The sequence below is a fragment of the Nitratidesulfovibrio oxamicus genome (assembly GCF_015731765.1).
In the GTDB taxonomy this organism is placed as follows: domain Bacteria; phylum Desulfobacterota; class Desulfovibrionia; order Desulfovibrionales; family Desulfovibrionaceae; genus Cupidesulfovibrio; species Cupidesulfovibrio oxamicus.
In genome coordinates this window covers 1-10,378 of record NZ_VRYY01000814.1, presented here as the reverse complement: position 1 = coordinate 10,378, position 10,378 = coordinate 1, and the positions used below count along the sequence as shown (strand labels likewise).

The 10,378-nt window shown below is 66.5% G+C and carries 8 protein-coding genes; 6 read left to right on the top strand and 2 right to left on the bottom strand.

Annotated elements, in window-relative coordinates; genetic code table 11:
- From FVW20_RS19220 to fliW, 6 genes are all read left to right on the top strand, one after another.
- Positions 1 to 836: M23 family metallopeptidase (locus FVW20_RS19220; RefSeq protein WP_196610829.1), on the top strand; the 836-nt coding region annotated here is incomplete at its 5' end.
- A gap of 4 nt (positions 837 to 840) precedes the next feature.
- Positions 841 to 1,305 (top strand): flagellar export chaperone FlgN, encoded by a 465-nt coding sequence (gene flgN, locus FVW20_RS19215; protein ID WP_196610828.1) that lies wholly within the window; start codon positions 841 to 843, stop codon positions 1,303 to 1,305.
- On the top strand, positions 1,306 to 3,414 hold the full coding sequence (gene flgK / locus FVW20_RS19210) for a flagellar hook-associated protein FlgK (protein ID WP_196610827.1): 2,109 nt from the start codon (positions 1,306 to 1,308) through the stop codon (positions 3,412 to 3,414). It begins immediately after the preceding gene.
- Positions 3,415 to 3,432: 18 nt separating this feature from the next.
- Positions 3,433 to 4,956: a flagellar hook-associated protein FlgL gene (gene flgL, locus FVW20_RS19205; protein WP_196610826.1), complete on the top strand. Its 1,524-nt coding sequence runs from the start codon at positions 3,433 to 3,435 to the stop codon at positions 4,954 to 4,956.
- Positions 4,957 to 4,968: 12 nt separating this feature from the next.
- On the top strand, positions 4,969 to 5,208 hold the full coding sequence (gene csrA, locus FVW20_RS19200) for a carbon storage regulator CsrA (protein WP_007526389.1): 240 nt from the start codon (positions 4,969 to 4,971) through the stop codon (positions 5,206 to 5,208).
- Complete coding sequence (fliW, locus tag FVW20_RS19195; RefSeq protein ID WP_196610825.1) at positions 5,184 to 5,735, top strand: flagellar assembly protein FliW; 552 nt, start codon at positions 5,184 to 5,186, stop codon at positions 5,733 to 5,735. Before csrA ends, fliW begins: the two co-directional genes overlap by 25 nt.
- A 183-nt stretch (positions 5,736 to 5,918) precedes the next feature.
- Here fliW and nifA read toward each other — a convergent pair whose 3' ends face one another.
- Positions 5,919 to 7,649 carry a nif-specific transcriptional activator NifA gene (nifA, locus tag FVW20_RS19190; RefSeq protein WP_196610824.1) on the bottom strand — a complete coding sequence of 577 codons (1,731 nt, stop codon included), beginning with the start codon at positions 7,647 to 7,649 and terminating at the stop codon, positions 5,919 to 5,921.
- 264 nt (positions 7,650 to 7,913) lie between these two features.
- Positions 7,914 to 10,370, bottom strand: coding sequence for a mechanosensitive ion channel domain-containing protein (locus FVW20_RS19185; protein ID WP_443677880.1), 2,457 nt, complete (start codon positions 10,368 to 10,370; stop codon positions 7,914 to 7,916).
- Between the last annotated feature and the right edge of the window lie 8 nt (positions 10,371 to 10,378).

Here is a 10,378-nt window from a genome sequence, read left to right as displayed (position 1 = left end):
AGGTGCGCAGCCCCATGCGCGACGCCCAGATGGGGCCGCCCATCGTGCACCGTACCGGGGCCATGAAGCGGGTGGCCTCGCCCGCTGCCACGCGCACGCTCAGCGTGCCCACGGGTGCGCCTTCGGCAGCCGAATTGCAGGCCGGTCAGGCGGCGCAGGACGTGCAGGCCGCCGTATCCGGCCCCGGGCCCGTCGGCGCGGCATCTCCGGCGGCAGGCGAAATTTCTTCGGCAACCGGAACAACCCCATCGGTGTCCGGCATGGTCTTTCCGGCATCGGGCTCTGCATCGGGCGCGGCATCTCCGGCAGCCGCATCAGCCACCCCGGCCTTCCCGGCGGCTCCGGCTGCCCCGATTTCCGGGACATCGCCCACGGGCGGCCCTGCGGTGGCCCTGGGCACACCGGCTGCCATGGCCTGGCCGCATGAGGGACGCATCGCCTCGGGCTTCGGCTGGCGCAACGACCCCATCACCGGCGAACGGGCCTGGCATCCCGGCGTGGACATTGCCGTGACCGAGGGCGACCCCGTGCGAGCGGCATGGGACGGCAAGGTGGTCTTTGCCGGTGAACGGGCCGACTACGGCAGGCTGGTGGTGCTGGAGCACCCCGGCGGCTGGCGCAGCTTTTACGGCCATAACGGCAGCCTGGACGTGCGCGAGGGCGACGTTGTCCGGGCGGGCACGGAAATTGCCAAGGCAGGGGGAACGGGCCGCGTTGCCGGGCCGCATCTTCACTTCGAGGTGCGCCAGGGCGAACTGGCGGTAAACCCGGAATACGCGGCGCGCAGCCTCGCTTCCGGGGGGATCGCGGCACAACGGACCCGTACCGGAGGATAACCAGATGTATGACCAGATACGCGGCAATCTTGTCCGGCAGACCAAGGGCCTTGAAGTGCTGGCGCTGCTTCTTGAGGAAGAGTTTGCCCACCTGCGCGGGCGCGACCCCGACGCCGTGAGTGCCGTGGAATTCTCAATCCACGAACTGATGCGCCAGTTGGCCTGCGAACGCGTGGACCTGAAGGCGGCCATGCAGCGCACCCGTCTTTCGGAATACGCGGACATGCTGCCGGAGGAACAGGGCGAGGAAGTGCGCGCCTTCATCGCGCGCATCGACGCCCAGGAACAGCACTGCGCCCGGCAGGCCTCGTTGAACGCGGACCTGGCCCTGGCCCTGCTGGACCAGAGCCAGGAGTTGCTGGACTACCTGCATCGCCGGCTGGTTCCCCCCAAGCAGGAAACCTACGGACGCAAGGGCGGCATGACCACCTCGCGCGCCGAGGCGGCGCTCATCCGCGGGAGGCTGTAAATGGCCGGTGTCACCTCGCTGCTCAACATGGGGCAGCTTTCGCTGCTGGCGAACCAGACCGCCATCCAGACCACGGGCAACAACATCGCCAACGTGAACACCGTGGGGTATTCGCGCCAGGCGGTGCGCTTCGAGGAGTATCCCGCCCTCGACGGCTTTCCGGGTCAGATCGGCACTGGTGCGTACGCGGCAGAGGTGTACCGCTATTTCAACGGCTTCGTGGAAAAGTCGTATCTGGACAAGGCCTCGCAGCAGTCGCGCTGGGATTCGCAGTACGAAATGCTGCGAAGCGTGGAAAGCCTGTTCAACGAATCGACCACCCCCGGCATCAACGCCGCCATGTCGCAGTTCTTCGCCGACTGGCAGGCCCTTTCGCAGCGGCCCGACGACAAGGCCAGCCGCGACGCGCTGCTCTCGCATTCCGACAACCTCGTCAAGCTGCTCCAGAATGCCGAGTCCAACCTGCGCGTCATGCAGCAGCAGATGGACCAGTACCTGAAGCAGGAGGTTACCGAGGCCAACAGCCTGATCAAGCAGATCGCCGAGCTGAACCGGCAGATCGAAATGCACGACGATCCGGGCAAGAACAACGCCAACACGCTCATCGACAACCGCAACCTGCTGGTGCGCCAGCTCTCGCAGAAGCTCGACGTCGATGTGGTGGACAACGGCAGCGGCAAGTTCACTGTGGTCACCAAGGCGGGGCACACCCTGGTGGACGGGGTGAACGCCTTCTCGCTGGACTATCAGGGCCCGCAGTCGCAGCAGTCGCTGGTGCCCGGTTCGAATTTCGACGGCGAGATACACTTCGAGGGGTCGGACGAGTACGAATACACCCTCGACGTGGTGCAGTCCGGCGCGGTGACCAGCGGCGCGGGCGCGGCCATGTTCCGGGTCTCGCTGGACGGCGGCAAGACCTGGCTGAAGGACGAGACCGGCAACGACCGGCTGTTCGCCGCGCGCCCTGAAGACCAGAAGGTCAAGGTGCAGGGGCTGGACATCTATTTCAGCGGGGCCACCCAGAACCTGGAGGCGGGCGACCGCTTCACCGTCACGCCCAAGAGCGGCGTGTACTGGGTTACGCCCACCACCTCGCCCCTGAACATTTCGCCCCAGACCATGGCCGACGGCACCGACAACCCCCGGCGCATCACCGGCGGAACCATCGGCGGGTTCATGATCTTTCGCGATACGCAGGTGGGCCGCTACGTGGACCGCGTGAACGCCCTGTCGGAATCGCTGATCTGGGAAGTGAACCGCCTGCACAGCCAGGGCGCGGGGCTCGACCACATGTCGGTCATGAGCGGCACCTACGGCGTGGCCGATCCGTCCATCGCCCTGGGTTCGGACAGCTCCGGTCTGGCCTGGCTGAACAAGCTGGAGGCGGGCAACTTCAGCATGTACGTGTACGACGCCAACAGCGGCGCCTACCTTTCCAACGCCTCCGGCCCGCTGGACTTCGACACCGCCACGCCGGGCATCCAGAACTTCGACCCCACGGTGCATTCGCTGAACGACGTGCGCGATGCGCTGAACAACACCTTCGGCACCTACGTCACCGCCGACATCGTGGACAACAAGCTCGTGGTGCGCAGCAACAGCGGCTACAAGTTCGGCGTGGGGGCCGATTCCGCGGGGCTGCTGGCGGGCCTTGGGCTGAACACCTATTTCCAGGGGTCGGATGCCTCCACCATCGCCGTGCGGCCCGACGTGCGCAGCGACACCAATTTCATCAATGCAGGCAAGGTCAACGGCGGCAACGAGGCCAATGAAGGCGACAACGACACCGCCACGGCCATCGCGGGGCTGGCCACCAAGGAAGTGACCATCTCCACCACCTTCGAGCGGGCCAGCTCGCAGACCCTGTCGGAATACTACAGCGCCATCGTGGCCACCGTGGGCGCGGATACCGCCTCCACCAAGTTCAACGCGGCCTACACCGCAACCCTGGCCAAGGACCTGGACGAGCGCCAGAGCGCATCGGCCGGGGTGAACCTGGACGAAGAGATGGCCAGTCTCGTCAAGTTCCAGCACGCCTACAAGGCGGCGGCCAAGCTGGTGACCACGGCGGACCAGATGATGCAAACGCTGCTGGGCCTCAAGCAGTAGCGGCGGAAGGAGTCTCCCATGGCAGGACGCGTTTCGCAGCGGACCATGTTCGACAACTACATTTCGAACATGAACTATGCGCTGTCCAACCTCATGGAATCGAACATGCAGGCGTCCAGCCAGAAGCAGGTCAACCGCCCGTCGGACGATCCCGTGGGCATGGCCCGCATCCTGAACTACCGCGCCTCGCTGGCCACCAACGAACAGTACCAGAAGAACGTTGGCCAGGCCGAAAGCTGGCTGAGCCTCGCGGACAAGACGCTGACCCAGGTCAGCACCGTGCTCACCCGCATCAAGGCCCTGGCGGAACAGGCCGCAACCGGCACGGTAAGCCCCGAGAACCGCAAGGAAATCAGCTACGAAATGCGCGAGCTGTACGGGCAGCTCATCAACCTTGCCAACACCGAGAACGAAGGCCGCCACATCTTTGCCGGGCACAAGATCGAGGACGCCGCCTACGTTGCCGGGCTTGCCGTAACCGCCAACGATCCGGCGCTGTCGAACACCTCGTTCACGGTGGAGGGCGGGGCCGGCAACACCATCGTGTTCCAGTTACTGGAAAGCGGCACCATCGGCACCGACGCGCTGGACTACCGCTACTCCGAAGACGGCGGCACCACCTGGAAGACCGGCACCCTGGCCTCCAACGCCGCGCCGGTGATGCTGGGCGGGGCGCGCCTGACCATGTCCCCGGGCGCCGCGGTGACCGCCGTGGATACCGGCAACGACCACGAGGCGGGCAACGGCACCTGGCTGTACATTCGGCCCACGGCCATCTACAAGGGCGACGACATGAACTCTTCCGGCCTCACGGCCGAAAGATACGGCGCAGCCGACATCGCGGCCACGGCCGATGGTTCGTTCTCGCGCGACGTCATGGTGCGCATCGACCAGTCGGGCACGCTGTCCGGGGCCATCAGCTATTCGTACAGCATGGACGGCGGCTCAAGCTGGGTGCCCGCCACCGCGTCCGGCACGGGCGGGCCCGTGTCACTGCTGGTGCCCGGCGGCTTCCTGACGCTGGCCTCCAACGGGGGCAACGCGCTGACGGCGGGCGACCAGTTCGTCATCAGGCCGCACCGCGCATCGCTGGAATACGAGATTTCTCCCGGCGAATACATGTCGGTGAACAGCGTGGGCAAGGACATCTTCGGCGGCCTGTACCAGGCGCCGGGACAGGCCCGCCCCACGGCGGTGAACGGCGGCGACGGGCGCAACATGTTCGAGGTGGTGGGCAGGCTGGTCGCCTTCACCGAAACCAACAGTCAGACCGGCATCCAGCAGGCGCTGGACGAGTTGGGCACTGCCTCCAAGGTCATCCTGACGGCGGCGGCGCGTGTGGGCGGCAAGGAAAACCGGCTCGACGTGGTGCAGGGCATCCTGGAATCGCAGGAAGACGACCAGACCATGCGCATGAGCAGCATAGAGGACGTGGACGTGGCCAAGCTGATGACGCAGCTCGCGCAGCAGCAACTGACCTACAACAGCGTGCTCAAGTCGTCCTCCATGATCATGCAGATGAATCTCACGAACTTCCTGTAAGGGCCGGGCCACATGCTCATACTTACACGCCGGCCGGGCGAAAGCCTGTACCTTGGCGACAACATTCGCATCACCATCCTTGGCATGCAGGGAAAGCAGGTCAAGATCGGGCTCGACGTACCCGGCGACATGGTCGTGTACCGAGAGGAAGTCTACCGGCGCGTCATGGAGGAAAACCGCATGGCGCTCGAAACCAGCAACGCTGACCTGCTTGCGGCGACACAGATATGGCACGACAGAACGAAAGAGTGATCCAGACCCGGCTTGGCCGCCAGAAAGTGGCGCTGGACAAGGTGCTGTACTTTCCCCGGGGCCTCATGGGCTTCGAGGACAAGCACGAGTTCACGCTGCTGCAACTGCGCGAGGGTGCGCCCTTCCTGATCCTGCAAAGCATGGACGACCCGCGTCTGGGCCTGCTGGTGGGCGACCCGTACAGCTTCATCGAGGACTACCCCATCCGCATCGGCGATGCGGAGCAGAAGCTGTTGCGGCTGCGCACCATCCGGCAGGTGGCCGTGCTGGTCACCGTGTCCATCCCGCCGGGACGGCCCGAAAAGACGGCGCTGAACCTTACCGGCCCCATCCTGATCAACCACGAGGCCCGGCTGGGCCTGCAGGTGCCACAGACCGACGGGCGCTTTCCCTCGCAGTACTACCTGCACGAGGCGGGCAAATGCGCGGCGGAGCAGGCGCAGGGGGCGAACGGGGATGCGGCTGGAGCCGGGACGGGCAACGACGAGGGGCCGGAATCCGGGGGCGTGGCGGGCGGCGGGGCGTAGGCCCGGTTGGCCCGATTGGCCCGATTGGACCGGCTGCTCCGGACCGTTGGACGAAACACATGCATGCGAAAGGGCGGCCCCTGATGGGGCCGCCCTTTCGCATGGTGACGACAGAACCGACAGGCAGGATTGGCACGGCAGGCTCCCGAATTTCCCGCGTGCCGGTGGAGGATGGTACGCGTTTCAGTCGCCCCGGCGAGCGCGTTCCCCGGCCACAAGGCCGGAAAGCCCCATCTTGCGGATGCGGTAGCCCATCTGGCGCGGGGTGATGCCCAGCGCCGCGGCGGCGCGGTGCTGCACCCAGCCGTTGCGGCGCAGGGCGGCGATGATCTCGGCACGTTCGATGTCGCGCAGGGTGGCGGGGTGCGCATCGTCGTGGTGGATGCCCCTGTCTTCGCGAGCGTGGTGAGCGTGGTGTGCAGGGTATGCGTGGTATCCGGCATGCCCGGCATGCCCGTCGCCATGCAGGCCGTGGGCTGCGGCATCCCCGCCGTATGCCCCCATGACGCCGCCGGAGCCGGTCATGCCCGGACCGCCGGACAGGACGGGATGCGCTCCGTCGGGCTGGGCGTTTTCGGTGGCGGAATGTTCCAGCAGCGGTTCCAGAAAGCGCCGGTCGATCTGGCCCGATTCGGAAAGGATGGCCAGCCGCTCTATGAGGTTTTCCATCTCGCGCACGTTGCCCGGCCATTCGTGGCGGCACAGCAGGTCCAGCGCATCGGGGGCCAGGGTGATCACCCGGCGGTAGTCGCGGGCGGCCTTGGCCAGAAAGTGGTTGAGCAGGCGCTCCACGTCGTCGGGCCGTTCGCGCAGGGCGGGCACCCGGATGGGGAACACGCACAGCCGGTAGTACAGGTCCTGGCGAAAGCGCCCCTGTTCGGAAAGCAGGGCCAGGTCGCGGTTGGTGGCGGCCACGATGCGCACATCCACGCGGTGGGTCAGGTTGCTGCCCAGGCGCTCGAACTCGCGGTCCTGGATGACCCGCAGCAACTTGGCCTGGATGCCGGGCGGCAGTTCGCCTATTTCGTCCAGAAAGATGGTGCCCCGGTGGGCTTCCTCGAAGCGGCCCGCCCGCACCGCGACGGCGCCCGTGAACGCGCCCTTCTCGTGGCCGAACAGTTCCGCCTCCAGCAGCGTTTCCGGAATGGAGGCGCAGTTCACCTTCACGAAGGGGTGGACCATGCGGTCGGAGAGATTGTGCAGCAACCGCGCGATGAGCGTCTTGCCCACGCCCGATTCGCCCAGCAGCAGCACAGTGGCCCTGGTGGGGGCCACCCGCTCTATCTGACGCTGCACGTCCAGCATGGCCGCGCTGCGGCCCACGATGTAGTCGCCCCGCTCGTCCAGCACGCGGGTGCGCAGCTTGACGTTTTCGCGGCGCAGGGTGGCCACCCGCTCGTTGAGCTGCTCGTTCAGGCTCAGGAACTGGGCCACCAGGGTGGCCACGATGCCCAGGAATTCCACGTCTTCCGAGGTGGACACATCGTCGCTGAACAGGCGGTCCACGTTCAGAACGCCGATGGGGGCGCCCTGTTTCAGGATGGGTACGCCGAGGAAGGATATCTTGCCCTTTTCCACCTTGCGCGCGCCGGTACGGTCGAGAAACAGGGGGTCGGTGCGCACGTCGCGCACTATGTAGGGGCGGGCTGTCTGGAAGATGGCGCCCGTCACCCCCTCGTCCAGCCGGTACACGCCGCGTCCCCGTTCTTCGGGGGTCAGCCCGTGCGAGGCGGCGATGGCCAACTGCCCCGTCTCGCGGTCTGGCAGGGTGATGGTGGCGCGTTTCATGGAAAGGGTTTCCGAAAGCACGCGCAGCACCTCTTCGAGGGCCTGTTCGAGGTCCAGCGCCCGGTCGAAGACCTGGCTGATGGCGTAGAGGGCCTTGAGTTTCAGGCTTTGCAACGTGCACGGCATGCCGGATGCGTTGCAAGGATGGTTCCGCCATGGCGGTGTGGCTGTGTGTGTAAATTTTTAAATTTATTTCAATGTATTGCGTTGCTGTGGCGGGGGTATGGGGTGATTGTGCGCGTGGAAGTTTTGACAATTAACGAAAAAAACAGACGCCGGAAATGCCATTTTTGAAAATGTGACATTTGCGGCGCCTTGTTGCGGTGCATGTGGTGTTGATGGCTGGGCGGCACGCCACAGGCGTCGTTCTGGGTGACGTCGCCGCAGGCGTCAGGCCTCGGAGCGTGTTCCGTCGTCGTCGGGGCCTGTGGTTGCGGCCTTGGGGCCGGGGGCTCCCTGGCGTTTCGCCGCGCCTTCGCCGCTTCCGGCAACAGGGGCAACTGGGGCAATGGGGGCAATGGGGGGCGCCACGGCAGGCAGCCCCTCTATGCCGCGCACGTGCACGTCCAGTTGCGGGAAGGATATTTCGATGGCGTTCTCGCGGAACAGGCGGTCGATGGTCCGGCGCAGGTCGGATGCCGCGGATACGCCGTGGTTCAGGTCGTCCACCCATACCCGCAGCACGAAGTCGAGGCTGCTGGGGCCGAAGTCCTGGAACAGCACGTTGGGCGCGGGGTCGCGCATCACCCGCGGATGCTCGTCCGCCGCCTGCATCAGCAGATCGGTCACCTTGTCGATATCTGAGCCGTAGGCCACGCCGACGGCGATGTCGCGCCGCATGCGCATGCTGTTGCGGGTCCAGTTGGTGAGCCGGTTGGACACGAATTCGGAGTTGGGCACGAAGATCACGGCGTTGTCGAAGGTTTCGACGGTGGTGGAGCGGATGCTGATCTTGCGCACAGTGCCCCAGGTCTCGCCGAGCTGGATGATGTCGCCTTCCAGCAGCGAGCGGCCGAAAATGAGGATCAGCCCGCTGAAGAAGTTGTTGAAGATGGTCTGCAAGCCGAAGCCCAACCCCACGCTGAGGCCGCCGGCAATGACCGTGAGACTGGTCAGGCTGACGCCCAGGGCGTTCAGCACCACCAGGCCGAACAGCGCCCACAGGGCATAGGTCAGCCCGGTCTGCAACGGCGGAATCACGCCGCGTTCCACGCGGGGCAGGCGTTCGGGCAGGTTGTCGAGGAAGGATGTGCCCACGGCGATGGCCGAGCGGGTAAGGTAGAACAGCAGCACCAGGCCCAGCACCCGCAACGAGTTGAACGACACCGACCCCACGTTGACGTTCAGCTCCAGCGCCTGGCGCATCATGTAGGGACCGCCGGGGAAGGCGGACATCCACGGCAGCAGGGTGGCGGCGGCCACCACCCACATGGCGGGGGCGCCAAGGCCCAGCACCAGGCCGCGCAACAAGGCGCGCATGCCCTTTTCCGGCAGGCGCTCCGCCAGCAGGGTCACGAACGCCACCAGCACAGCGCCCAGTTGCAGGGCCACGGCCACGGCCAGCCCCACCAGGAAGAACGGAATGGCCAGCCGCGCCCAGCCGAACACCGCCGCAAGCAGCGAAATGATGCACAGCGCGGGTTCGCAGGCCAGCAGCACCTTTTCCAGCAGGGGCAGCACATGGGGCCTGCCGCGCCGGGCGCGCACCGCCAGCACCGCCACCATGCACAGCGCCCACAGCGGCGCCAGCAGCACGGCGGGCGGGTTCAGGAACAGCAGCAGCACCCCGATGGCCGCCGGTGCGAACAGCAACGACAGGGGCGAACGCTGCGGCATGCCGGCAAGACCGGCGGCGCGCAGGCTCCAGACCAGGGTCAGTTCGCCCCACAGCAGCAGGAGATGCGCGGGCACCACCACGGCCCGGTACACCTCGCCGCCGCGCGCCCACGCGGCGAAGTGCAGGGCGATGCCTATGGCGATCCACGGCCAACTGCGTGTGGCCACGTTGCGGCAGCTTTCGGCCCAGCCGCCGGGCAACCGGCAGCCGCCCCGCAGGGCCAGCCTGCCCAGCAGGAGCAGGGGCACGACCATGAAGGCAAAGCGCAGCAGCAGTGCGCCCCAGTCGCGGGTGGTCTGCGGGAATTCCGTGGCCAGGCGCACCTCGGTCGTGTCCGACCATGCGGCCAGGTTGGCGGGTAGTGACTGCCATACGCCAAGGTCCATCAGCGAACTGGATGCCATCAGATAATAGGTGCGCCACAGCGCGGGCAACTGCGCGTCGATCTGTTCCAGTGCCTGGGTCAGCTTGGCGGTCACCGCGTGGCCGGGGTCCAGGGCGCGGGACAGGCGGGTGCGCAGGACCGTCAGGTTCTTGCGCCCCTCGGTAAGTTTGGCCAGGTATTCGGACAGGTCTTTGGAAAGCTCGCTGGACCGTTCCGTGGCAAGGTGCTCGGACAATTCCTTGTCCAGCGCGATGAAGTCGTCCAGCCGCTGGCGCACGGCGGCATCGGTGGCCTCCATGGGGGCCAGTTTGCCTTGCAGGGTGCGCTGCACGCCTGCCAGTTGACGGCGGATGGCGGCCATTTCGCTGGGGTGGTTGCGGTTCAGCTGGTACAGCGCGAAAAGGCGCTGGTAGTCGCGCTGCACGGCGGCCACCTGGCTGTCCAGCGCCTTGGCCATGTCCGGCAGCGCCTTGCGCAGCCGGTCGGTTTCCTCCACCAGGGCGGACAGCTCCTGCCCGCGCGTCTGCCAGATGAGTTCCATGGCCTGCTGCCCGTCCGGCGCATCCTGCTGCGCGCCGCCCGGCAGGGCGGCATCGGCGGGCTGGGACGTTGCCTGGGCCGCCAGCGCGGTGC